At 43.6% G+C, this 24,054-nt stretch carries 21 protein-coding genes; 14 read left to right on the forward strand and 7 right to left on the reverse strand.

What is annotated here, in order from left to right:
- Positions 1 to 68: 68 nt before the first annotated feature.
- The 6 genes from J5A55_RS11860 to J5A55_RS11885 are packed head-to-tail and all read right to left on the reverse strand — an operon-like array spanning position 69 to position 7,395.
- Positions 69 to 521: a YqaA family protein gene (locus tag J5A55_RS11860; protein ID WP_004382066.1), complete on the reverse strand. Its 453-nt coding sequence runs from the start codon at positions 519 to 521 to the stop codon at positions 69 to 71.
- Positions 497 to 1,438, reverse strand: a complete 942-nt coding sequence (locus tag J5A55_RS11865; protein ID WP_004382065.1) for a hypothetical protein — start codon at positions 1,436 to 1,438, stop codon at positions 497 to 499. Before J5A55_RS11865 ends, J5A55_RS11860 begins: the two co-directional genes overlap by 25 nt.
- Positions 1,439 to 1,441: 3 nt before the next feature.
- Positions 1,442 to 2,710, reverse strand: a complete 1,269-nt coding sequence (gene purD / locus J5A55_RS11870) for a phosphoribosylamine--glycine ligase (protein WP_004382064.1) — start codon at positions 2,708 to 2,710, stop codon at positions 1,442 to 1,444.
- 8 nt (positions 2,711 to 2,718) lie between these two features.
- Complete coding sequence (locus J5A55_RS11875) at positions 2,719 to 4,923, reverse strand: S9 family peptidase (protein WP_004382063.1); 2,205 nt, start codon at positions 4,921 to 4,923, stop codon at positions 2,719 to 2,721.
- Complete coding sequence (locus tag J5A55_RS11880) at positions 4,913 to 6,400, reverse strand: THUMP domain-containing class I SAM-dependent RNA methyltransferase (RefSeq protein ID WP_004382062.1); 1,488 nt, start codon at positions 6,398 to 6,400, stop codon at positions 4,913 to 4,915. Before J5A55_RS11880 ends, J5A55_RS11875 begins: the two co-directional genes overlap by 11 nt.
- 50 nt (positions 6,401 to 6,450) lie before the next feature.
- On the reverse strand, positions 6,451 to 7,395 hold the full coding sequence (locus J5A55_RS11885) for a serine O-acetyltransferase (protein WP_004382061.1): 945 nt from the start codon (positions 7,393 to 7,395) through the stop codon (positions 6,451 to 6,453).
- Positions 7,396 to 7,565: 170 nt separating this feature from the next.
- On the opposite strand from J5A55_RS11885, the gene J5A55_RS11890 reads away from it, so the two are divergent.
- On the forward strand, positions 7,566 to 8,276 hold the full coding sequence (locus tag J5A55_RS11890) for a glycoside hydrolase family 25 protein (protein WP_039850876.1): 711 nt from the start codon (positions 7,566 to 7,568) through the stop codon (positions 8,274 to 8,276).
- Between the two features lie 145 nt (positions 8,277 to 8,421).
- Positions 8,422 to 9,585, forward strand: a complete 1,164-nt coding sequence (locus J5A55_RS11895) for a penicillin-binding transpeptidase domain-containing protein (RefSeq protein WP_004382059.1) — start codon at positions 8,422 to 8,424, stop codon at positions 9,583 to 9,585.
- Positions 9,586 to 10,216: 631 nt separating this feature from the next.
- Here J5A55_RS11895 and J5A55_RS11900 read toward each other — a convergent pair.
- On the reverse strand, positions 10,217 to 12,520 hold the full coding sequence (locus J5A55_RS11900; RefSeq protein WP_039850875.1) for a transglycosylase domain-containing protein: 2,304 nt from the start codon (positions 12,518 to 12,520) through the stop codon (positions 10,217 to 10,219).
- 164 nt (positions 12,521 to 12,684) lie between these two features.
- On the opposite strand from J5A55_RS11900, the gene pyrB reads away from it, so the two are divergent.
- The 12 genes from pyrB (at position 12,685) to J5A55_RS11960 (ending at position 23,857) form a co-directional block, all read left to right on the forward strand.
- Positions 12,685 to 13,629, forward strand: coding sequence for an aspartate carbamoyltransferase (gene pyrB / locus J5A55_RS11905; RefSeq protein ID WP_018910029.1), 945 nt, complete (start codon positions 12,685 to 12,687; stop codon positions 13,627 to 13,629).
- 37 nt (positions 13,630 to 13,666) lie between these two features.
- The gene (locus J5A55_RS11910; RefSeq protein ID WP_004382055.1) at positions 13,667 to 14,086 is read left to right on the forward strand and encodes a BACON domain-containing protein; all 420 of its coding nucleotides are present in this window, start codon (positions 13,667 to 13,669) and stop codon (positions 14,084 to 14,086) included.
- Between the two features lie 13 nt (positions 14,087 to 14,099).
- On the forward strand, positions 14,100 to 14,555 hold the full coding sequence (gene pyrI / locus J5A55_RS11915) for an aspartate carbamoyltransferase regulatory subunit (protein ID WP_004382054.1): 456 nt from the start codon (positions 14,100 to 14,102) through the stop codon (positions 14,553 to 14,555).
- 252 nt (positions 14,556 to 14,807) lie between these two features.
- Complete coding sequence (locus J5A55_RS11920; protein ID WP_004382052.1) at positions 14,808 to 16,166, forward strand: MATE family efflux transporter; 1,359 nt, start codon at positions 14,808 to 14,810, stop codon at positions 16,164 to 16,166.
- A 30-nt stretch (positions 16,167 to 16,196) separates the two neighbouring features.
- Positions 16,197 to 16,814, forward strand: a complete 618-nt coding sequence (locus J5A55_RS11925; protein WP_004382051.1) for a cytidylate kinase-like family protein — start codon at positions 16,197 to 16,199, stop codon at positions 16,812 to 16,814.
- Positions 16,811 to 17,311 (forward strand): metallophosphoesterase family protein, encoded by a 501-nt coding sequence (locus tag J5A55_RS11930; protein WP_004382050.1) that lies wholly within the window; start codon positions 16,811 to 16,813, stop codon positions 17,309 to 17,311. Before J5A55_RS11925 ends, J5A55_RS11930 begins: the two co-directional genes overlap by 4 nt.
- A 26-nt stretch (positions 17,312 to 17,337) precedes the next feature.
- Complete coding sequence (gene rfbB, locus J5A55_RS11935) at positions 17,338 to 18,492, forward strand: dTDP-glucose 4,6-dehydratase (protein ID WP_004382049.1); 1,155 nt, start codon at positions 17,338 to 17,340, stop codon at positions 18,490 to 18,492.
- A gap of 85 nt (positions 18,493 to 18,577) precedes the next feature.
- On the forward strand, positions 18,578 to 19,762 hold the full coding sequence (purT, locus tag J5A55_RS11940) for a formate-dependent phosphoribosylglycinamide formyltransferase (protein WP_004382048.1): 1,185 nt from the start codon (positions 18,578 to 18,580) through the stop codon (positions 19,760 to 19,762).
- Positions 19,763 to 19,787: 25 nt separating this feature from the next.
- Positions 19,788 to 20,207, forward strand: a complete 420-nt coding sequence (locus J5A55_RS11945; protein ID WP_004382047.1) for a sugar 3,4-ketoisomerase — start codon at positions 19,788 to 19,790, stop codon at positions 20,205 to 20,207.
- Positions 20,208 to 20,253: 46 nt separating this feature from the next.
- The gene (locus J5A55_RS11950; protein WP_211802947.1) at positions 20,254 to 21,240 is read left to right on the forward strand and encodes a GNAT family N-acetyltransferase; all 987 of its coding nucleotides are present in this window, start codon (positions 20,254 to 20,256) and stop codon (positions 21,238 to 21,240) included.
- Between the two features lie 24 nt (positions 21,241 to 21,264).
- Positions 21,265 to 22,362: a DegT/DnrJ/EryC1/StrS family aminotransferase gene (locus J5A55_RS11955; RefSeq protein WP_004382045.1), complete on the forward strand. Its 1,098-nt coding sequence runs from the start codon at positions 21,265 to 21,267 to the stop codon at positions 22,360 to 22,362.
- A 19-nt stretch (positions 22,363 to 22,381) separates the two neighbouring features.
- Entirely contained in the window at positions 22,382 to 23,857 is a 1,476-nt protein-coding gene (locus J5A55_RS11960) for a glycoside hydrolase family 125 protein (RefSeq protein ID WP_039851058.1), read from the forward strand.
- Positions 23,858 to 24,054 lie beyond the last annotated feature (197 nt).

The raw sequence follows: 24,054 nt of genomic DNA on the forward strand, positions 1-24,054 counted from the left end.
TCTTCTCTAATATAAAAAAATATATTCTTGCTACTTTCTAGTAGGTGTCCCTCTCCTTGAGAGAGGCTTTACATAAACAAATTAGCACCCCAGATGAGTAAGGAATAACGCATTACCTTCCCCAAGGTAATACTGAATACTGATAAAGGAAGGTTCGCACGGGTAAGTCCGAGAACCACTGTTATGGCACTACCGAGGATGGGGAGGAATGCAAAAAAGCCCATCCATGCACCATGACCGCCCATGAATTTATAGGCACGATCTATGGAGCTCTGTTTGAGATGGAAGTATTTTTTAAGCCATTCGAGCTTTCCTAATCGTCCTAACCCATAGTTGACCATACCGCCCATGACGTTTCCTATGCTGCCATAGATGAGTAGTGGCACAGGATCAACGCCTGCTGCAAGAAGTCCAAGCATAACAGCTTCGCTACTAAAAGGTAATACGCTACCAGCGAGGAAGGCTGAGATAAACATGCCCCAATAGCCGTAGTCGATTAGAAAGTGGGTGATAGCATCCATAAGTTGAGGATCGTTATGAAGAGTGCAGCAGCCGACAAGAGGATAAACACCCAGTTAGTTATACGTGTGTGGGTTAGTGCAAAGAAGTGAGCAATGAGTGGGGAAGTGGTCACAATGAGCACACTTAGCAATGCTTCGAAGTGTTGCGGCTGTAAGAAGAGGAATACGATTGTGGCAATATCAATGGTGATAAAGACTTGAAAGAACAATCGTATGCGGATGCTGTCATTGCGTTTTTGATTCGTAAAGTGTATGATTCCGATAATAGCACATAATAGGACATAAGTCAAGACGGCTATGTTACTTGTGGTTAAGGACGTGAAATCGAGTGGTTTCTCAAATACACCTAATTGTAAGAAATGCTTAGCTAGCAAAGAGATCTCGCCCTTTGCTGCAAGATAAGGCGCATAGAACCAATAGGGGAGAGTGATACCAAGCAGAGAAGCAACGAAACTTTTTCCGCTTAAAGAGAGTAGGTTAGTGCGTGAGATAACCCAAAGTATGGGCAAGAAGTAGAGCATCTGTACCCATACCACGCTTGCCATACCGATACAGAAGTACGCATAAAAAGTCCATCCAGGCGCATTTGTGTCTTGATAACAGCGGAAGGAAAGGATGTAAAAGCCCACCATTCCTAACATGACAATCGATGAACGGATAGATGGAAACATAAAGACAGCCATCGTCGCAAGCACGATGAACGAGCAAGACACCAGTCGGCTGTAGATGCGAATGAGTGCATTTGCATTGTTAAGTTCCATCATTAAATAGGTAGCTAATAGCAAACAAACACCTGGCGCAACCACTGTTAGGTTGTGTAAACCAGCCACTATCCATACAAGCATAGCCGCTGAAACCACCCATGCTTGGGTCCAGCGGCTCTCTGCTATTCGGTTTTGAATACGCTTCTTCTGCATAGGTTACAAGTCTTGTCCTATATCTCTTCTAAAGTATTTGTCCTTGAATTCAATCTTATTAGCCTCTTCGAAGCTCTTTTGTAACGCCTCTTCCTTGTTTTTGCCATACGATGATACGGCAATGACGCGCCCTCCGTTCGTTACAATCTGCCCGTCTTTGAGGGCTGTACCACTATGGAATACAACGGAATCGACCACTTTGTCGAGTCCAGTAATCGGATAACCCTTCACGTACTCTTCGGGGTATCCACCGCTAACAAGCATTACGCAAACAGCTGAACGGCTGTCGAACTCCACCTTGTATTGGTCAAGATTCCCTTCGGCAACGCCTTTGAAGAGATCGACAATATCTGTCTTCAATCGTAGCATGACGCTTTCAGACTCTGGATCACCCATTCGGCAGTTGTATTCAATTACCTTTGGATCACCATCAACATTGATAAGTCCGAAGAAGATAAAGCCCTTGTAATCTATATTTTCAGCCTTCAAGCCTTCAACAGTGGGGCGAATAATACGCTTCTCAACCTTTTCCATCCACTCTTTCGTTACGAAAGGAACAGGCGAAACACTACCCATACCACCCGTATTAAGCCCTGTGTCATGTTCACCAATACGTTTGTAATCCTTCGCTTCAGGTAGTATTTGATAGTGAGAACCATCTGTTAAGACAAATACAGAGCATTCGATACCAGAGAGGAACTCCTCAATAACAACCTTAGCAGAGGCATTTCCGAACATACCATCAAGCATTTTGCGCAGTTCCTCCTTTGCTTCTGCAAGTGTAGGAACGATCAGTACGCCTTTACCAGCTGCCAGTCCGTCAGCTTTCAGTACGTAAGGTGGCTTGAGCGTATCGAGGAATTGCAATCCTTCCTCAATGCTTGTACCATCGAAAGTGGCATAAGCTGCGGTTGGAATGTTGTGCCGCTTCATAAAAGCCTTTGCAAAGTCTTTAGAGCCTTCAAGCACTGCACCAGCTTTAGAAGGGCCTATGACAGGGATATGAGCAGTACGTTTATCATCTTTGAAAGCGTCATAGATCCCATTAACCAACGGGTCTTCAGGTCCCACAACGACCATATCAACCTTCTGGTTAACGGCGAACTCCTTGAGACGTTCAAAGTCGTTCACACCGATGGAGACGTTTTCTCCAACCGCACCAGTGCCTGCGTTGCCTGGAGCAATGAAGAGTTTGCGACATTGCTTACTATGCGCAATCTTCCAAGCTAAGGCGTGTTCGCGCCCTCCACTGCCTAATAGTAATATTCTCATAAAGCCTTTTACTTTTGCTTGAGGTTATCCTCAAAGTATTGTGTAATACGTTCGTGTAAGTGTACACTCTGGTGTCCTCGCATGTTGTGAGGCTCTCCTGGATAGACAAAGAAGTCTGGTTGAGTACCCGCAGCGATACATGCTTTCAAGAAAGAATATGCGTGTTGAGGGACAACGACAGGGTCGTTTAGACCGATAATGATCTGTAGTTTGCCCTTGAGATCCTTAGCCTTCTGCAGGAGAGAAGTTTGTGCGTAACCCTCTGGATTAGCCTGTGGTGTGTCCATATAACGCTCTCCGTACATCACTTCATACCATTTCCAATCAATGACAGGACCACCGGCAACACCCACTTTAAACACCTCTGGATAGTTAGTAAGTAGTGAAATCGTCATGAAACCACCGAATGACCAACCATGAACTCCTATGCGGTTCTTATCGACATAAGGCAATAATTGAAGATACTTAACGCCCTCCATTTGGTCTTTCATCTCTTCTTGACCAAGGTGACGGAATGTTGCTTGCTCGAAGTCTTTGCCTCGGTGCTCACTACCACGATTGTCCAATATAAAGAGGAGATAGCCTTTTTGAGCCATGTAAGTCTCCCATCCACGTGAACCCCAGTTCCATGAAGCATCCACGTTGTGTGCATGTGGACCTCCATAGACGTATATCACGGTTGGATACTGCTTATTAGGATCAAAGTTAACAGGCTTTACCATGCGCCAATAGAGGTCTGTCTTGCCATCCGCCGCTTTGATAGTTCCATTGGAGTATTCCGGTACATTGTATCCCTTCCAAGGGTTAGGTGCGGTGAAATAATTGGTTCGCTGTGGGTTAGCACCTACTGCGATGATGTCATACTTACGTGGAACTGTAGGCTCACTATAGTTATCCAGCAACATACCACCATCTTTGCTTAATGTTGCGAAGTGGTAACCACGACCATTGTCAAGCAGTGTTCGTTTGCCAGTAGATACGTTCACAAGCCACGTATTACGCTGAATTGGGTTGCACTCGTTGGATACATAGACGATACTCTTTTGTTTCGTGTTAAAGCCGAGTACGTCTATTACAACCCACTTACCGCTTGTGAGCTGCTTAATCTGCTGTCCCTCCTTATTAAATAGATATATGTGGTTGTATCCATCCTTTTGACTTTGAAGAATGAATTCATTGTCGTTCCAAGGTAAGAAGACGATTGGGTGCGTTGGTTCTACGTACTTCGCATCTGTCTCTCGATACAGTTCTTTGAGCTTCTTACCCGTTGTTGCGTCATAAGAAACAAGTCGGCAATCATTCTGATCACGATTGACTTCAAACATATAGATGGTTTTCTCGTCAGGACTCCATGCTATATTCGTAAAGTAACGATCGGTTGGATCACCTGCTTGAAGGTACAAAACCTTGCCAGTAGAGGCGTCATAGACACCGACAGTCACCTTATGTGAGGTCTCACCAGCCATAGGATATCTAATAGGAGCAGCCTTTGCAGCACGAGATTCACCCTTTTCTGGTGTCCAATCAAGCTCTGGAATGTCAACAAGAGGATATGCACTAACCATGCTCTGATCCATGCGATAGAAGGCAAGACGATTACCTTTTGGACTCCAGAAAAGTCCTCCGTTGATTCCAAACTCATCTCTGTGAACACTCTGACCATATACTATATCGCTTGAACCATCAGTCGTTAACTGATGCTCCTTACCGCTCTTCTCGGTGACAAACAACTGATGATTGCGCACGAAAGCGGTCATATCTTGTTCGTTCCGATCGCTTGCCTGTGTGTTAGAAGGGCGTGTGATCCGCTTCTCAAGTTTATGAGTCTTGAAGTTTACATATATATCCTCTGTGCCATTCTTAACCATCACCACGGGGCGATCAGGGTATGGAAATTCAGCTGAATAGAGGTGCCGTACAATCTCATTCGACTTCTCCAAGCCTGCCCAACGATTGATGTCATCGAGGCTGAAAAGGCTTGTCTCCTTACCAGTCTTACTATTAACAAGAGAGCAAGAGTTAAGGTCTTGTCTTACTAACTTGCCTCCCCACCACGTTAGATAACGTGCTTCTGGGCGCATGTTACGATAATTGGTACCACCGAAGTTAAGGTCTTCTAAGGTGAACTGACGCTGTGCCATACTTGGAGTAGGACGTAAAAGTCCCGTGAGAGCAACGAGCCCCACGAGACTAAGTAATGATTTAATCTTCATGTTTATACGTGTTTTTGCCACGGTAACCACCGCGCTTGTTAGATTTATCAAAGCGTTTCCCACCAAACTTCCGATCGTCTTTCTGCTTGAAAGAACGGCTGCGGCTGCGATCCTCACCATCGAACTTTGGACGACGAGTTGGGCGTTCATCGCGGAACTTGCCACCACCAAATCTACCCTTGTCAAGGCTGTGGAATGTGAAAGAACGTATGTCCGCCTCAGCGTTCTCATCGTTCTCTTCAAGTCTCTTCTTAAACTCTCGCTCCTTTTTAAAGCGGTGTTTCTGTGCCATCTCACGCTTTTCTTCTTCGGTTTTGATGATTCCTCCATCATGACGGAAGGTGCTCATCTTACCATCAAAGAGCTGATAACGACGGAACTCACACTCTAACGAACCATTATATACAGGTATCTTAATACTTGGTTTGAGCCCTATTTGACGGAAGCACTCCTCTCTATAAGACAATATCCACGCCTCATTACCCATAAACTGGTGCTTGAGTCGCTCGCCAATCATCTTATATGTGCCTAAAAGATTAGGTGTTGATATGCGTTCGCCATACGGGGGATTCATCACAATAATGCTCTTCTCCTTTGGTTGAGAGAAGTCCTTGAAGTCTTGCTGTTCGATAGTTATATCACGAGAGAAGCCTGCTGCAGCTACATTCATGCGTGCCGTATTGACCGCCTTCATGTCTGTATCATATCCAAAGATGTGATGTTTGAACTCACGCTCTTGTGAGTCATCATTATAAATCATATCGAATAGCTCCTGATCAAAGTCTGCCCACTTCTCAAAAGCGAACTCTTTTCGGAACACACCCGGCGATATGTTGCGCGCAATTAACGCTGCCTCGATAGGCAAAGTGCCTGATCCACACATCGGATCTATAAAGTCGGTCTCACCCTTCCAACCAGTCATTAGAATCATACCAGCCGCTAACACCTCATTTAAAGGTGCCTCAACGCTCTCTTGCCGATAGCCTCGGCGGTGTAGAGACTCACCACTCGAATCAAGTGAAAGTGTGGCATTGTCTTCTGCTATATGTATGTTCAAACGAATGTCCGGATTGCTTACCGAGATGTTTGGACGTGTACCCGTTCGCTCTCTAAACTGGTCTACGATGGCATCTTTCACCTTATAAGTAACGAAGCGAGAATTGGTGAACTCTTCCGAATAAACTACTGAATCGACAGAGAAAGTCTTGCCTTCTTGGATGTATTGACTCCATTCGATCTTACGCACTTCATCGTACATGTCCTCCGCACTACGTGCTTTGAAGTGTGCGATGGGCTTAAGTATTCGGATCGCAGTGTGCAACTGGAAGTTGGCACGATACATAGTTTCTTTATTGCCCGTAAACGCTACCATGCGTCGACCAATTTGTACATTGTTAGCCCCGAGATCGGTTAACTCCTTTGCTAATACTTGTTCCAAGCCCATGAAGGTCTTAGCGATAAGTTCAAATTCTTGCATTATGTGTGATATAAATTATATACAATTAAAGTGCTGATAAGGGTTCTCTCTTATATTCCTCCACCATTATCAAAGTCGGTGTTAAGGATGTCTACTTTTGTTTGTTTATACTTCTTCGACTTCGGGCGCATGTCTCTCGTCACCCAAACATTGGCTCCTATAACGCAATCTCGACCTATCGTGATGCGCCCAAGGACGGTTGCATTGGCATAGACAACCACATTGTCTCCGAGTATTGGATGTCTGGGAATACCCTTGATAGGCTTTCCATCCTTATCAAGAGGGAAACTTTTGGCTCCAAGTGTCACTCCTTGATACAATTTAACATGGTTTCCTATGATACAAGTAGCCCCTATCACGACACCAGTTCCATGGTCTATCGTAAAGTAAGAACCAATGCTTGCAGCAGGATGGATGTCTATTCCCGTCTCAGAATGCGCCATTTCCGTAATCATACGAGGGATGAGTGGAACGTTCTCCAGCACTAATTCATGTGCTAATCGATAGTTGATGATAGCCTTAACGGCTGGGTAACACGAAATCACCTCGCCTTGGTTGCTTGCAGCAGGGTCTCCATCGAAAGCCGCCTGAATGTCTGTTGAGAGTGTCTTACGTAGTGTTGGAAACTTCTCAATGACGCGTCCTGCGATCTTGTCAGCCTCCTCTTTCATACATACTCGCTTATCGGCGGCATTGGGGCAATGGCAATCTTCATTAAAGCAAAGCCCTGCCATCACCTGACGACTTAGTAGTTTATGCAGCTTTTCAACGTTCACTCCGATTTGATACTTTATAGTATCTGTGTTCACCGAAGACCTCCCGAAGAATCCAGGAAAGAGTATGGACCGAGACAGACCGATAATTTCTTCCAGTTCAGAAGCCGATGGCAAGGGGTCACCATCACGATGTTCGTGGAAGAGACCTTGCAAGGCTTGAGGCTTCGAGAGCTCATTGATGGTGAGAATGAGCTGTTGAGTGATGTCCTGACTACTCATTTGACAGATGTAACAATATGTATTTACGTTGCAAAGATAGTTATTATTCTCGGATTTTTATGTGTTTGTTTGGGAAAAATATGGTAATTTTGCAGTTAATATTAGTTGTTGTTTTGGATAAAACGAATGTACTTTTAAGGCGTAGATTATCCTTTTTTAGATTAGAATCAATGGTGAACTCATCTTTTATTAGACCTTTCAGTATCATCTTCTTGTTGTCTTTTTTCCTCCTGACAAGTGTTCAATCGGCTCTTGGTAAGTCTTCTAAGCAAGAGAAACGACGCTTTGATGGTATCGACGTATCGCACCATCAGGGTAAAATCAACTGGTCGGAAGTGACAAAAAACCGCCAGATTCAATTCGTATATATCAAGGCGACGCAAGGAACTACTATAACAGATGAATATTACAAACGCAATATTTGCGAGGCTCGTAAGCATGGTTTGCGGTGCGGCTCCTATCATTATCTATCCTCAAAGACGCCCATTCGTGCGCAATTCCGCCATTTCTATCGAACGATTAAACGCTATTCTCAAGACCTCATACCGATGATTGACGTTGAACGAGAGGGTGTTCGGGGGTGGACACGCAAGCAGGTTCAGGACAGCGTAGCCGTCTTTGCAGGGTTAATAAAGAAGTATTTTGGTAAGAGACCATTGATTTACTCGCAGGCAAACTTCTATAACTCGCACCTTGCACCACGCTTTAATCAGAACTTCCTGTTCCTTGGTAAGTATAGTGCGGAGCGTCCTTCGATTAAGGGAGTAGGCCGACATAACATCTGGCAGTTTAGCGAACGAGGTAGAGTAAACGGCATTCGAGGCTTCGTGGACTTAGATCGTTTCATGTCAGGAACGTCCCTTAGGGACATTCGTCTTTAGTTTGATTGACATTTATTGAGCCCTTTCTAAATAAATTATAAACTATCCGAAAGTTGCTAATGGGCGTCATTTTTATTTGTAATTTTGCTTTCCTATATGATAGATAGGCATAGAAATAATTGTTTAAGATAAAATTTAATAATAGATGTATAAGTCATTTAGTAGCAAGATAATTGCTTCTTTCAAGATAGCAATGTTATCATTACCATTCCTAAGTATCGGTAGCTTGCACGCACAAGAGTTCCATGAGCAAGCTCCCCTCACATTCCGTCCATTGCTGCAAGAGCTTGGAACGAATCTGATGAAGGGTAAGAAAGGGAGTATCGTGGCACTTGATCCAGCCACGGGAGAGGTTCTTTGCATGGTAACGAACTCGCCCGATGGACCGAATGATGCCTTAGCAATCGCCACGGCATACGCTCCTGGCTCAACCATCAAGCCTGCGCAAGCCTTGATTTACTTGTCGGAAGGATTGGTAAAAGCCGATACGAAGATAGCATGTCACGATGGTTTTCGTGACGGAAACATAAGGGTGAAGTGTCATCACCATTACTCTCCAGAACCCTTGACAGGTGCTTTGGCTGTCTCATGTAACACTTGGTTCCTCAAGTCCTACCTCTCCATGATAGGCAATACACATAAGTATGGCTCTAAAGAAGAGGCTGTCACGGTGTGGCGCGATTACTTGGTTAGTATGGGATTAGGCGGTCCTTTGGGTATAGATATGCCTGGCGAACGAGGCGGACTGGTAGCGAATGTGAACTACCTAACGCGTCGTTACAAGACAGGTTGGACTCCCAAGACCATTATGTGGGCTGGTATGGGGCAAGGAGACATCACTGTTACGCCTCTTCAACTGTGTAACCTCGCAGCCACAATAGCCAATCGTGGGTTCTTCTTCACCCCTCATATTCACAAAAACACCGATTATGCTCCCCTCCCTTCACGCTTCCTTACACCGCGTCCAACCAAAGTTTCGGCTGCTGCTTACGGTCCTGTGATAGAAGGAATGCGTCAGGCTGTGACGAAAGGAACGGCTACAATACTAAATGGAACAACCTATCCAGTTTGTGGAAAGACGGGTACTGCAGAGAACGCAGGCAAAGATCACTCTGCATTCATTGGTTTTGCACCAATGAATCATCCGAAGATTGCCATCGCCGTGTACGTTGAACATGCTGGTTTCGGTGCTGATGTAGCTGCCCCGATAGCTGGTCTTATCATGGAGAAGTACCTTAAAGGGAAACTTAGTCCTAAGTCTATAGCATTGGCAAAGAGGGTGGAGAAGATACAAACCATTATCCAGTAACAATAAGAAAAAACACTAAAAGTAAGGACAGGAGCCCTCGGCTGGAAATCCGTCTACCTCAATTAATCAATAAAGGGTCAACTGGTTAGCGGACAGACGAGGGCGTCTGTCCCTACTTTTGGGTGTTATTTTGATTGGGAAGAACCATCTAAATTGACTTCCGTTAGGCACTCCTCCCCTTAGGGGAGGCTGGGTGGGGTTTCCAGACGAGGGCGTCTGTCCCTACTTTGGGGTGTTATTTTGATTGAGAAGAACCATCTAAATTGACTTCCGTTAGGCACTCCTCCCCTTAGGGGAGGCTGGGTAGGGTTTCCAGACGAGGGCGTCTATCCCTACTTTAGCACCTTATTCCCTAACATCTCTCCGAATAGAAAGGGGAGTAGATAGTGTCATCTGAAAACGACGGGGGCGTTTCTTCATTGCCAAGAGAGGCTTTCTTCGATATGAAGAAACGCCCTCTTCATATTGAAGAAAGCGTCTCTTTGTTTTTAGTCCTACTGTTCCAGCTAACGAGGCACTGCCTCATTACACACCAACCGACCATACCTTAGCTGACTCCCGTTAGGTACTCCTCCCCCTCTGGGAGGCTGGATGGGGTTATCGGGGAGGCTGGGAAAGATTCCAACAACCCTTAGAAGTATTCCTCCTGTATACCATTTACATTGATAGTATCAGTAGCTTGGCATGGATTGAAGTGCGCCGGAATAGGGAATTTAGCGTCCTTGCTGTATCCAAGACGCTTATCGGCATAAACGCTCTGCATGAAGTATGCCCATACAGGAAGCGCCATTGAAGCCCCTTGCCCCATGCTGGTATTATCGAAGTGGATGTCTCTATCCTCGCCACCAACCCAACAACCGCTTACGAGGTTAGGCGTTACAGCCATAAACCAACCATCTGCGTTGTTATTAGTTGTACCTGTTTTGCCTCCCATGTCAACGTTAATATTATACGCAAAACGTAACCGATTGGCTGTACCACCTTGTACAACGGCACGCAACATATCTATCATTTGATAAGAGCTAACCTCTGATATAACTTCAGTCATCAGTGGTTGGAACTTCGCAATGACGTTTCCATGACTGTCTTCTATCTTTGTTACGAAGAGTGGTGCACAACGAATACCACCATTGGCAAAGGTTGTGTAGGCACTTGTCATCTCACCCACAGACACCTCACAAGGACCTAAGCAGAGTACAGGACTTGCTGTTCTCTCAATGTCTGGGTTGTTTAAACCGAAGTCATGGAGGATATTCACGAATTGAGTAGGCCCTAAGAGATTGATGAGATAAGCTGATATCCAGTTGTTAGACTGCTGTAATCCCCATTTCAAAGGAACCTCTTGACCATAACGTGCATGCGATCCGTTGCGGGGAGTCCAGCCTCCATAAGTGCGCTGAACATTAGGCGCGAGCGAGCAAGGAGTCATACCATTTTGCATTGCAAGGGCGTAGAGGAAAGGCTTGATAGTCGAACCAACCTGTCGTCGACCACCCATTACAACATCGTATTTGAAGTGCTGGTAATCAATGCCCCCCACGTAGGCTTTCACGGCTCCGGTGTGTGGATCCATGCTCATAAAGGCTGAACGGAGGAACGACTTGTAGTATCTAATAGAGTCGATAGGCGTCATTACCGTGTCTACATCACCATGATAAGTGAAGATCGTCATCTCATGCGGTGTGCGGAAACTACGCTTTATTTCTTCTGGAGTAGCACCTTGCTCTTTCAATTTACGGTAACGCATGCTAAGTCGACAAGACCTATTAATGATCTCTTTGATGGTCTTTCGAGAGATATTAGATGAGAAAGGGGCATTCTTCTTGTACTTACTTGCAGCGTTAAACTGCGCTTGCAAGTAGCCACCCACATGTTTACGGATAGCTTCTTCAGCATAGGTTTGCATGCGAGTGTCAATCGTTGTGTAAATACGCAAACCATCCGTGTTTACGTTATAAGGCTCACCATTACGCTTGAGGTTCTTGTTACACCATCCATAGAGAGGGTCTTGTTCCCATGCGATAGAGTCGAGAACGAATTGACGATTCTGCCATGTCTGATAGTTCTCACGCTCTGGTTTATTCGCCATCATATACTGTCTGAGGAATGCCTGGAAGTAGTCTGCAGCTCCATCAACCGGTTTCGCCTTTGTGAAATGAATACCTAATGGACGTTGAGAAAGTTCTTCGTATTCATCTTTCGTTACATAACCAGACTTCACCATCTGCATGAGTACGACGTTACGACGCTGTCGGCAACGCTCTGGATAACGAAGAGGATTAAACATGGAAGGGTTCTTGCACAATCCAACTAACAATGCCGCCTCGGTGACATTGAGGTTACGCGGTTCCTTATTAAAGTACACGTTGGCTGCTCGCTTTATACCCACAGCATTGTGCAAGAAGTCGAAGTAATTGAAATACATTGCTAGAATCTCCTCCTTAGTGAAGTGTCGTTCTAGCTTAACAGCGATGATCCACTCAATAGGCTTTTGTAGCAAGCGTTCCATCGTGCTATGTGCTTTCTCTGAAAAAAGCTGTTTGGCTAACTGTTGAGTGATGGTTGATCCACCTCCAGCACTAGCCTGTCTCATCACGCCGCGTTTGACGATTGCACGTCCTAAAGCAATGAAGTCGATTCCTGAATGCTCATAGAAGCGTTCGTCTTCAGTGGCAACCAGTGCATGAACAAGATGTGGAGAAAGCCCGTTATAGTCGATCGCTATACGGTTATTATTATCTTGATTCCATGTGCCGATGAGCTTTTGATCGGAAGAATAAACCTGTGAAGCAAACTTATCAATAGGGTTTGATAGCTCTTCCATATTAGGCATATAGCCTACCCAACCATTCCATACAGCGATGAAGAAAAGGCTTGTGAATCCTAAAATAGCTATCAATGTTCCCCAGAGGAAATGTACAAAGTGTCTTCTCATATACCGTGAAAATATTGTGCAAAGATAATGTAAATCAATGGATAAGCAAAATAATTAAAACTTTTTTTAGCGTCTGTCTATATTTCTATTCATGCCCTTTGACAGAAAAGAAAATAATGATTACCTTTACAAACAGAAATCAATCAAATCATCACAGGATAGAGATGGGAAGACAGAACTTTGTGAATATCGAAGGATTGGATCGTCAACAACTGCTTTACCTCATTGATATGGCGAAGGAGTTTGAGGCTCATCCTAATCGTGAATTACTAAAAGGTAAGGTGGTAGCAACCCTTTTTTATGAACCTTCTACACGTACCCGACTAAGTTTTGAAACGGCTGCTAATCGCCTTGGAGCACGTGTCATTGGTTTTACGGATGCGAAAGTTTCAAGCGTAAGTAAGGGGGAGACGCTGAAAGATACCATCCTCATGGTTTCCAATTATGCGGATGCTATCGTCATGCGACACTATATTGAAGGGGCTGCGCAATATGCTTCAGAAGTGGCTCCTGTACCTATTATTAATGCAGGAGATGGTGCGCACCAACATCCCTCACAGTGTTTGCTGGACTTATATACCATCTATCAGACGCAGGGAACGCTTGAGAACCTCAATATCTACCTCGTTGGAGACTTGAAGTATGGGCGTACTGTACATTCGCTTATCATGGCTATGCGCCATTTTAACCCTACTTTTCACTTTATTGCACCAAAGGAACTGGCTATGCCGGACGAATATAAGCTCTATTGCAAAGAGCATGGTATTCGCTTTGAAGAGCATGAGGAGTTTACTCCTGATGTAATAGCTCATGCAGACATATTATATATGACGCGCGTACAAAAGGAACGCTTCTCTGACTTAATGGAGTATGAACGGGTGAAGAATGTCTATATTCTCCATCGTGATATGCTCTCACAAGCACGTCCAAACATGAAGATTTTACATCCTCTCCCACGTGTGAATGAGATTGCATACGATGTTGATGATAGCGAACATGCTTATTACATTCAGCAAGCACGCAATGGTCTTTTCGCTCGAGAAGCCATCTTCTGCCATTGTCTGGGTATATCGTTAGAGGAGGTGAAAGCCGATAAGACGATATTATAATAGACCTATATCAAATGACATCTAACATATAAAGCTTATGAAAAGGGTAAATAAAATTACGTTGGCAGCACTGTTCTTAGTTATTTTCACAACTCTGGTTAGTTGTAGCAACGAAGAAATAGAAGGTAGCTGGGAACCTATGAAATGGGAAGCGAACTATTCTGGTGATCCAAAGAGTATCACTGTTCCTGCTGAAGGTGGTACCTATACTTTGATATGTAAGAACTATCAGCGACCATGGTTGTCACATGCTTCAACTGGTGACAAAACTATTTATGCTGGTGTAAAGCCCCAGAACTTCTATCAGATATCACATGATTGGTTTGACATCAAGGTAGTTGAAAATACATATCATATCCTTATCAAAGCAAATAAAACAGGGAAAGCTCGCAAACTCGGGATAGAAGTGACAGCTGGAGATGTCTTCGACCATATTGAAGTAACGCAAGCAAAATAATAAGGAACCTATTATGTCAAAGAAAGAACGCTTAGTTGCCGCTATTGAAAACGGTACTGTTATTGATCATATACCATCTGAGAAGACCTTTCAGGTGGTCAACCTCTTACAGCTCCAGAAGCTCTCTACGCCTGTTACTATCGGTTATAACTTCTCATCGAAGATGGTAGGCACAAAGGGAATCATCAAAGTTAGTGATAAATTCTTCACTGATGATGAGATCTCCCGTCTGTCGGTTGTAGCACCGAACGTGGTGTTGAACATCATTAATGACTATGAAGTGGTAGAGAAGAAGAAGGTCGTAACACCAGATGAGCTTCGGAGCATTGTAAGATGTAACAACCCTAAATGTATCACAAACAACGAACCAATGGACACCATCTTCCATGTTGTTGACAAAGAGAAAGGTATTCTCAAGTGTCATTATTGTGATAAGGAACAAGAGATGGATAAGGTGGAACTGGTTTAAGAGTTCATCTTTAATAGTGCAAAACATTATCAATAAGGATTATAAAACTGATATTTACTTGGGATAAAAGGCAAATATCAGTTTTTTTTCGTACTTTTGCAACATAGTGAAGAGGATGTATTAGTAAGATTAGCATTGCTTGTTTAATCATTGGTAATTGCTTTTTCTATACATGGAAGTCGACTATTTCAGAAGTAAAAATTACCTATTTCTTTCAATAGAAATGGTTTAAAGGTATGTAATACCCCCCTGATGGATAATAAGAAAGCTACATTAGAGTTGGGCACAAAGCCTGTTGGTAGATTGTTGGCGCAGTATGCCTTGCCAGCAATAGTAGCTATGACGGCAGCCTCTTTATATAACATCATTGACCGAGTCTTTATAGGTCAAGTGGTAGGTCCGATGGCTATTTCCGGACTTGCTATTACATTTCCTTTTATGAACTTAGGTACCGCCTTTGGTGCTGGCGTTGGAATAGGAGCATCCACAGCTATTAGTGTGAAGTTAGGTCAAAGAGACTATGCTGCAGCCGAGAACATCTTGGGGAACACGGTGACACTCAACCTAATTATAGGTATAGGGGTTAGTGTTATCTGCCTCACCTTCCTTGATCCTATCTTGCGATTCTTCGGTGCAAGCGATGCAACAATACCCTATGCTCGGAGCTTTATGCAAGTTATCTTGGCAGGAAATGTTATCTCTCACATGTACTTCGGGATGAATGCCGTGTTACGTGCAGCGTCTAAGCCACGTCAAGCAATGGCTGCAACCATTTTCACGGTGTTAATGAATATACTCCTAGACATCATCTTTATATGGTGGTGGCATTGGGGTATTAGGGGTGCAGCTTTTGCTACTGTTATCTCACAAGCATTGGCTCTTTGTTGGCAAATGAGGCTCTTTTCCAATCAGAAGGAACTATTACATCTGAAAAAGGGAATCTATAGATTGAAGCGTAACTTGGTAAACAATATTATCTCTATTGGCATCTCTCCTTTCTTAATGAATGTGTGTGCTTGTGTCGTGGTCATATTCATCAACAACCAATTAGTTCGATATGGTGGTGACATCGCAGTGGGTGCCTATGGTATTGCTAATAGTATTGCCATGATCTTCGTGATGTTTGTTATCGGTTTAAATCAGGGTATGCAGCCTATTGCGGGCTACAACTATGGCTCACAGCAGACCGATCGACTCATGCGCGTAGTGAAGTACGCAGCCTTTGCAGCAACGGGAATTATGGTGACAGGATGGCTCATCGCTCACTTGGCACCATACTATTGTGCGCGTATGTTCACTAATGACCCGGAATTGATAAAACAGGCTATCAAAGCCATACAAATCAATATGATGATGTATCCTTTCATAGGTTATCAGATGGTGGTGACCAACTTCTTCCAGTGTATTGGCAAGGTGAAGGTTAGTATCTTCTTGTCTCTTTCACGCCAGCTGTTGTTCCTCTTACCTCTACTTGCAGCCCTCCCCCACTTCTTCGGACTGGATGGCGTGTGGGCAGCATTGCCTTCGAGTGACTTTACAGCATCTTTCATTGCTGCCATTATCATGTTTATCTTTGTTCGTCGGATTAAACGACAGACAAAGACAGCATAATATTTTGTGTTATAAATAACAATCTAAAATATGAGAAAAAAGCTAATCATAAACATCGGTAGACAGATTGGAAGCGGTGGACGAATTATAGCCAAACTATTGGCAGAGGAGTTCGATTGCAAGTTTTATGACCGTGAAATTCTTAATCTGGCAGCCAAAGAGAGCGGCTTTTCAGAGAAGTTCTTTGAACAGAATGATGAGCAGAAAGGTTTCTTGAAGACCCATTTTAACATCCGCCTCCCACTATTAGCTGATAGCGATTTCTATAAGAGTAACTTCTCGCAAGAGAGCCTTTATCAATTCCAAAGTGATGCTATACGTGATGTAGCTAAGCAGAATGATCGTTGTGTTTTTGTAGGTAGAACGGCAGATTACATACTTCGTGACAATCCAAACTGCGTGAATGTCTTTATCACCTCACCGATGCAAACTCGCATTGCTAACGTCTGTGCGCGTCGTGGATGTACGGAGGATGAAGCACGAAAACTCATTGAAAATGGTGAAAGTGAGCGGGCAAAGTATTACAACTATTACACCGCTAAGACATGGGGGCACGCAGAAAGCTATGATCTTTGTATAGATGCAAGCATTTTAGGATTGGAAGGTACGAAGGATCTAATAGCCGATTTTATAAGGAGAAGGGTGTGAAGAAGATTGGTATAATCTCTGATACTCATGGCTACTGGGACGATAAGTACGAGTATTACTTAGGTGCTTGTGATGAGATATGGCATGCTGGTGACATTGGATCTATGGAGGTTGCAGATAAGTTCGAAGCAATGAAACCTATCTTCCGAGCCGTCTGTGGCAATATAGATGATTATGAGATGCGGGCGCGTTATCGCGATATTCTACGTTTCAAATGTGAGGATGTTGATGTCTTACTAAAGCATATTGGCGGTTATCCTGGTCGATATGATCGTTCGGTACAAAGTATGCTTTACGCTTCACCACCTAATCTCTTCGTTGATGGACACTCACATATATTAAAGGTGCAGTTCGATAAAACGCTTAACATGTTACATATCAATCCCGGTGCAGCTGGTATACGTGGGTGGCATAAAGAACGAACTTTAGTAAGACTGACCATCGATGGCAATAAATTCACGGATTGTGAAGTTATAACATTAAGTGATAAGAAATAAATATATAATAAATAATAGTTTTGAATATGAAGACCTATCTTGTAACTGGTGCGGCAGGCTTTATTGGTGCAAATTACATCAAGTATCTGCTCCATAAGAAATATATTAATGAGGATATCAAGGTGATTATCCTTGATGCACTTACTTATGCTGGAAACCTCGGAACAATCAAAGATAACATTGATGAAAAGCGTTGTATCTTTGTGAAAGGAGATATTCGTGACCGCGAATTAGTTGATCGTCTCTTTGCTGAGAATGATATTGATTACCTCGTAAACTTTGCTGCAGAGAGTCATGTAGACCGCTCCATTGAAGACCCCCAGTTGTTCCTTTCTGTGAATATCCTTGGTACACAGAACCTCATGGACGCAGCTCGTCGGGCATGGGTAACTGGTAAGGACGAACAGGGCTATCCTACATGGAAGGCTGGGAAACGCTATCATCAAGTATCAACCGATGAGGTTTATGGATCGCTCGGAGCCGAAGGCTATTTCACAGAGGAAACTCCTCTTTGCCCTCATAGTCCCTATTCTGCTAGTAAGACAAGTGCTGATCACTTTGTAATGGCGTATCGTGACACTTACCACATGCCTGTAAGTATTACGCGTTGTTCTAACAATTATGGTCCTTATCACTTCCCCGAGAAGCTCATCCCATTAATCATCAACAATATACTTGAGGGCAAGAAGCTCCCTGTCTATGGTGAGGGACTGAATGTAAGAGACTGGCTTTACGTTGAAGATCATTGCAAGGCAATAGATATGGTAGTACGTGAAGGACGTGAGGGAGAAGTCTATAACGTTGGTGGACACAATGAGATGAAGAATATAGACATTGTGAAACTTACTATCAAGACCATTCATGACATGATGGCCGAGGATAAGAACCTACGTACCATACTAAAGAAACAAGTGAAGGATGCCAATGGTGACATTGATATCAGTTGGATTAATAATGACTTGATAACGCATGTTCCAGATCGTCTCGGGCATGATGCACGTTATGCCATAGACCCAACAAAGATCAAGGAAGAGCTTGGCTGGTATCCAGAAACTAAGTTCGCTGATGGTATTGTGAAGACTATTCGTTGGAACTTAGAGCATCAGAACTGGATACAAGAGGTCACTTCTGGTGATTATCAGAAGTATTATGACATGATGTACACTAAGAAGGGAAGGTAAAAGAGTGCAATGCTTGTACTCCCCTTTACACCTTATTATATATAAGGACATCCTATTTTATAATTAACAATCCCCCAAACTACACATGAAAAAGATCCTGCTATTAGGTTCCGGAGAGCTGGGTAAGGAGTTTGCTATTGCTGCTAAGCGTGCCGGACAGTATGTTGTGGCTTGTGATAGTTACGATAACGCCCCTGCAATGCAAGTAGCCGATGAATCGGAAGTAATCGACATGCTTGATGGCACAGCACTTGATGCTGTTGTCGACTTCCATAGTCCCGACATCATCGTTCCAGAGATAGAAGCAATCCGGACAGAGCGTTTGTTCAACTATGAACAGCAAGGTATACAGATTGCCCCGTCTGCTCGTGCAGTCAACTTCACGATGAATAGACGTGCTATTCGTGATCTTGCTGCTCGTGAATTAGGCTTACGAACAGCCAAATACTTCTATGCCAAGACTTATGAAGAGTTCAAGACAGCTGCCGATGAAATAGGTTTTCCATGTGTAGTAAAGCCTTTGATGAGTTCAAGTGGGCATGGTCAGAGCTATGTTCACAATGATGCAGAACTCGAAGAAGCCTTCAAAAATGCGATGGAAGGGGCTCGTGGCGATGTAAAAGAGGTAATCATCGAGGAGTTCATAGACTTTGATAGCGAGTTCACATTGCTTACCGTCACCCAAAAGAACGGTCCTACCCTCTTCTGCCCACCTATCGGTCATATACAGAAAGGAGGCGATTATCGTGAAAGTTGGCAACCTTACGCTATCTCCGAAGACGCTTTACGACAGGCAGAACACATTGCTAAAAAGGTAACAAATGCTCTTACAGGTTATGGTATATGGGGAGTTGAGTTCTTCCTAACCAAACAAGGAGAGGTAATCTTCTCCGAGTTATCTCCAAGACCACATGACACTGGTATGGTAACATTGGCTCATACCACCAATTTCAACGAGTTTGAGCTTCATTTCCGGGCTGTGATGGGACTGCCAATACCCGCTATTCACCTTGAACATGCAGGTTGTTCGGCTGTCATCTTGTCTCCAATTGACTCAAGCAAGCCGCTGTTCTACAATCTTTTAGAAGCCTGTAAGGAAGACAGAACACGCTTGCGTATCTTCGGAAAGCCTATCGCTCATGTTGGAAGACGTATGGGAGTAGCTCTCTGTTATGGTGAGGTTGGAACCGATATGGACGAACTGCGCGATAAAACGAAACGTATTGCTGCAACCGTATTGGGCACTGATCCTTATATGAAGAAGTATTAATAAGGAGGTAATGACACATTAAGTAATGAATGACAACGCGATTTCATTAGGAAAGATAATATCATTGCAGAAGGTTGTTGACCCTCGGGGAAACCTGACAGTAGCCCAAGGTATGAAGGACATACCCTTCCATGTCGCCCGTGCTTATTGGACTTATGATGTTCCATCAGGTACTTCTCGAGGTGGACATGCACATAAACACTGTCGCGAATTCATTATTGCTGTAAGTGGATCATTCACTGTTACACTTGATAATGGGCACAGAAAGGAGTCCTTCCTACTGAATCATCCTTATCAAGGGCTACTTGTTGATACTGATATATGGCGCACGCTCGATGATTTCTCATCGGGTGCTGTGTGTCTTGTATTGGCTGAAGCCCCTTTTGATGAGGCTGATTACATTCGTAACTATGACGAGTTTATAAACTATTTAAGCCATAAGTAGTTTAGAAATAATGCTTTTATTCCAAGATTGATGCACCTAATACAGCATGTTTGAAGTAAGGCAATATACTAGAGAACAGGTACTTGAATGGGATAACTTCGTGCAGAGATCGAAGCAAGGAACGTTCCTTTTCAATCGTTCTTACATGGATTACCATGCCGATAGATTCCTTGATTGTTCCTTAATGGTCTATCGGAAGGGACGACCCTACGCCCTTTTGCCTGCCAATAAGGTTGATACAACGCTTTACTCACACCAAGGACTAACCTACGGAGGACTTCTTACAAACACAAAAGCATGTGCAGAGGATATTTGTGAGGTATTCCTTTCCATCAACGAATATCTTAACAAACAAGGATTTAAGCATGTAGTGTACAAGTCTATACCATGGATTTACCACAAATATCCCGCTGAAGAAGACTTATACGCACTTCTTAATGTGTGCAAAGCACGTTTAACAATTCGTGATATATCCACAACTATTCCTCTTCTCCAGCATCTAAAGTTCACGGAAAGTCGTAAGAGTGGGATTAGAAAAGCCACTCACTCAGAACTTACCATTGCTGAAAGCGGGGACATGGAAGCCTTTTGGGGGATATTAAACGATAATCTTTCAAATAAATATAATACTCACCCTGTTCATTCTCTAGCTGAACTTAAATTGCTAAAGAGCCGTTTCCCTAAGTCTATCCGCCTTTTCATGGCATTTAATAAGGTTGGTAATCCACTTGGCGGAACCCTCATCTTCGAGACACCGCAAGTCATTCACACACAGTATATATCTGCTTCTCCAGAGGGAAAGAGCCTCGGTGCACTGGATTTTCTGTTCGATTATCTTATAAATAAGGTATATGCTGACCGCCAAGGATACTTTGACTTTGGTAAAAGCACCGAAGAGAATGGGCGGAAACTCAATGCTCCTCTCATTTTCCAAAAGGAAGGCTTTGGGGGGCGGGGTGTTTGCTACGATTGCTATGAGTGGGATGTTATGCCCATGGAAAAGCTGAATAATCCGGTAAGCAAGGGTAAGTAAGGACATAACTAACTGGTAAGGAAAATGATTAACTACCTTTCTCTCAAGGATATAACAGCCCTTCACGGTGATGAAATTACTAACGCTTTGGAACGTGTTGTACGTTCTGGTTGGTATTTGCAAGGGCAGGAAACGAAGCAATTTGAGGCTGATTACGCTAAATTCATTGGTTCGGAACACTGCGTAACATGTGGAAATGGACTTGATGCGCTATCTCTCATCCTTCGAGCCTACAAGGAGTTAGGACGATTGAAGACTGGAGATGAAATCATCGTACCCGCTAATACCTACATTGCAACTATCCTTGCCATTACAGAAAACAATTTGACTCCTGTCTTGGTAGAGCCTAATATTAATACACTGGAGCTTGACGACCAACTCATCAAAGCTGCCGTAACATCGAAGACACGGGCTATCTTACTCGTACACCTCTATGGGCGATGTGCTTATACACCGCTGATTGGCGAGCTATGTACGCTTCATAACCTCCTTCTCATCGAAGACAACGCACAGGCACATGGCTGTTTTTATGGCAAGAAACGCACTGGTTCATTGGGAAATGCAGCTGCCCATAGCTTCTACCCAGGTAAGAATCTCGGTGCATTAGGCGATGCTGGTGCCGTGACAACAGATGATGCTACATTGGCAGAGACTATCCGTAGCATTGCTAACTATGGCTCGGCACGTAAATATGAGTTCTCTTTTAAGGGCGTAAATAGCCGTATGGATGAGATTCAAGCAGCTGTTTTAGATGTGAAACTCCGTTATCTTGATCAAGAAAATGCACAACGGAAGGAGATAGCCAAAACTTATCAACAAGGTATTAAGAACCCACTAATCACAATGACTACCGATGGCGACTGTGATAATGTGTATCATATATTCCCTGTTTTATGCCCCTCCCGTGATAGATTAAAGTCTTACTTGAATGATAACGGAATATCAACAATGGTCCACTACCCTATCCCACCACATCAACAAAAGGCTTATGCAGAATGGAATAAGCTCTCTTATCCCATTACAGAAAGCATACATCAGCAAGAACTATCTCTCCCTTGTAACCCAACAATGAGCGATGATCAATGTCAGAAGATTATCGATTACATAAATGAATATCAATAGAAAACTAATTAAAACATATATGCATAAGAAAATCTTTATCGCCTCAGTATGCCTCACACTCATTGCATTTCATACGCAGTCAGCCAACGCCTTGAATATAGAAAAAGCTTCGGTCAGTCATTTTACTTGCCCAACTGATGCTGTGACACTTGTTTCTAAGCGTCCTAAAGAGGCTGACCGACTCTTTAAATCGGATGCTGTTGAGAGAGAGATAAGGCTTATTGTGAGTGAACTAACTAATAAACGACTGGCATGGATGTTTGAGAATTGCTTCCCAAACACGCTTGATACCACCGTACACTATGGTGAGAACCCTGACGGGACACCTGATACTTTTGTCTATACAGGCGACATTGCCGCTATGTGGTTGCGTGACTCGGGGGCTCAAGTATGGCCTTATGTGCAACTGGCAGGCAAAGATAAGAAGCTACGAAGGATGTTGGCAGGTGTTATCAACCGCCAGATGAAGTGCATAAACATCGATCCTTACGCCAATGCCTTCAATCAGGTACCTGATTCGAAAGGCCCTTGGATGAGTGACGAAACGGCTATGAAGCCCGAACTGCACGAACGGAAGTATGAAATAGACTCTCTTTGCTACCCTATCCGACTTGCTTTTGAATACTGGAAAACCACTGGTGACACCAGTGTCTTTGATTCCGAGTGGCTCAAAGCAGTAGAGAATATCCTCAAGACATTCCGTGAACAACAGAAGAAAGAAGGCCGCGGCAGCTATAAGTTCTTGCGTGTTACGGATCGAGCATTGGACACTATGAACAATGCGGGATGGGGTGCTCCAGTGAAGCCAGTGGGTTTGATCGCCTCAGCTTTCCGTCCGTCGGACGATGCAACAACCTTTCTCTTCCTCATTCCATCGAACTTTATGGCGGTGTCATCGCTTCGTAAGGCTGCTGAAATCCTATTGAAGGTGAATAAAGAGGCTGGTCTTGCAAAGGAGTGTACGGCTTTGGCTGATGAAGTTAGTGAGGCTTTGAAGAAGTATGCGGTGTATGATCACCCCAAGTATGGCAAGATTTACGCTTATGAAGTAGATGGTTTCGGTAATCATCTACTGATGGATGACGCTAACGTACCTAGTTTGCTTGCCATGGCTTATTTAGGAGATGTAAGCCAGGACGACCCTATCTATCAGAATACTCGCCGTTTCGTGTGGAGCGAGGATAATCCTTATTTCTTCCGAGGAAAGGTCGGTGAGGGTATTGGAGGGCCTCACATCGGTTATGAAATGGTGTGGCCTATGTCCATCATGATGCGTGCTTTCACGTCAAAAGACGATAATGAGATACGAAAGTGCATTGAGATGCTGATGAACACAGACGCTGGTACGGGCTTCATGCACGAGAGTTTTAACAAAGATGATGCTAATAACTACACTAGAGAGTGGTTTGCTTGGCAGAACACACTATTTGGTGAGCTCATTATCAAGCTAGTAAATGAAGGAAAGTTAGGCTTGTTGAATAGTATTAAAGAATAATACTCTAAATATCAATAAGTTTACTTTCTTTAACTAAAAAAGTTTGGAATGATTGTGAATTAAGCATATCTTTGCAACGTGTTTTTCATGGTATTAGATTATTAAGGTTAGAAGATTAGTTGTCGTGAGACAAGTAATCTTTAGTCCCAGACCATTCGTCTGGGACTTTTTTATTCGGTAAACTCTAATACTACCCT

It is taken from the genome of Prevotella veroralis (assembly GCF_018127765.1).
GTDB classification, from domain to species: Bacteria; Bacteroidota; Bacteroidia; order Bacteroidales; family Bacteroidaceae; genus Prevotella; species Prevotella veroralis.

Excerpts from the sequence above, each read along its gene's own strand:
- J5A55_RS11860 (WP_004382066.1), bottom strand. The coding sequence starts at position 521 with ATGGATGCTATCACCCACTTTCTAATCGACTACGGCTATTGGGGCATG.
- J5A55_RS11865 (WP_004382065.1), bottom strand. The coding sequence starts at position 1,438 with ATGCAGAAGAAGCGTATTCAAAACCGAATAGCAGAGAGCCGCTGGACC.
- purD (WP_004382064.1), bottom strand. The coding sequence starts at position 2,710 with ATGAGAATATTACTATTAGGCAGTGGAGGGCGCGAACACGCCTTAGCT.
- J5A55_RS11875 (WP_004382063.1), bottom strand. The coding sequence starts at position 4,923 with ATGAAGATTAAATCATTACTTAGTCTCGTGGGGCTCGTTGCTCTCACG.
- J5A55_RS11880 (WP_004382062.1), bottom strand. The coding sequence starts at position 6,400 with ATGCAAGAATTTGAACTTATCGCTAAGACCTTCATGGGCTTGGAACAA.
- J5A55_RS11885 (WP_004382061.1), bottom strand. The coding sequence starts at position 7,395 with ATGAGTAGTCAGGACATCACTCAACAGCTCATTCTCACCATCAATGAG.
- J5A55_RS11890 (WP_039850876.1), top strand. The coding sequence starts at position 7,566 with ATGGTGAACTCATCTTTTATTAGACCTTTCAGTATCATCTTCTTGTTG.
- J5A55_RS11895 (WP_004382059.1), top strand. The coding sequence starts at position 8,422 with ATGTATAAGTCATTTAGTAGCAAGATAATTGCTTCTTTCAAGATAGCA.
- J5A55_RS11900 (WP_039850875.1), bottom strand. The coding sequence starts at position 12,520 with ATGAGAAGACACTTTGTACATTTCCTCTGGGGAACATTGATAGCTATT.
- pyrB (WP_018910029.1), top strand. The coding sequence starts at position 12,685 with ATGGGAAGACAGAACTTTGTGAATATCGAAGGATTGGATCGTCAACAA.
- J5A55_RS11910 (WP_004382055.1), top strand. The coding sequence starts at position 13,667 with ATGAAAAGGGTAAATAAAATTACGTTGGCAGCACTGTTCTTAGTTATT.
- pyrI (WP_004382054.1), top strand. The coding sequence starts at position 14,100 with ATGTCAAAGAAAGAACGCTTAGTTGCCGCTATTGAAAACGGTACTGTT.
- J5A55_RS11920 (WP_004382052.1), top strand. The coding sequence starts at position 14,808 with ATGGATAATAAGAAAGCTACATTAGAGTTGGGCACAAAGCCTGTTGGT.
- J5A55_RS11925 (WP_004382051.1), top strand. The coding sequence starts at position 16,197 with ATGAGAAAAAAGCTAATCATAAACATCGGTAGACAGATTGGAAGCGGT.
- rfbB (WP_004382049.1), top strand. The coding sequence starts at position 17,338 with ATGAAGACCTATCTTGTAACTGGTGCGGCAGGCTTTATTGGTGCAAAT.
- purT (WP_004382048.1), top strand. The coding sequence starts at position 18,578 with ATGAAAAAGATCCTGCTATTAGGTTCCGGAGAGCTGGGTAAGGAGTTT.
- J5A55_RS11945 (WP_004382047.1), top strand. The coding sequence starts at position 19,788 with ATGAATGACAACGCGATTTCATTAGGAAAGATAATATCATTGCAGAAG.
- J5A55_RS11950 (WP_211802947.1), top strand. The coding sequence starts at position 20,254 with ATGTTTGAAGTAAGGCAATATACTAGAGAACAGGTACTTGAATGGGAT.
- J5A55_RS11955 (WP_004382045.1), top strand. The coding sequence starts at position 21,265 with ATGATTAACTACCTTTCTCTCAAGGATATAACAGCCCTTCACGGTGAT.
- J5A55_RS11960 (WP_039851058.1), top strand. The coding sequence starts at position 22,382 with ATGCATAAGAAAATCTTTATCGCCTCAGTATGCCTCACACTCATTGCA.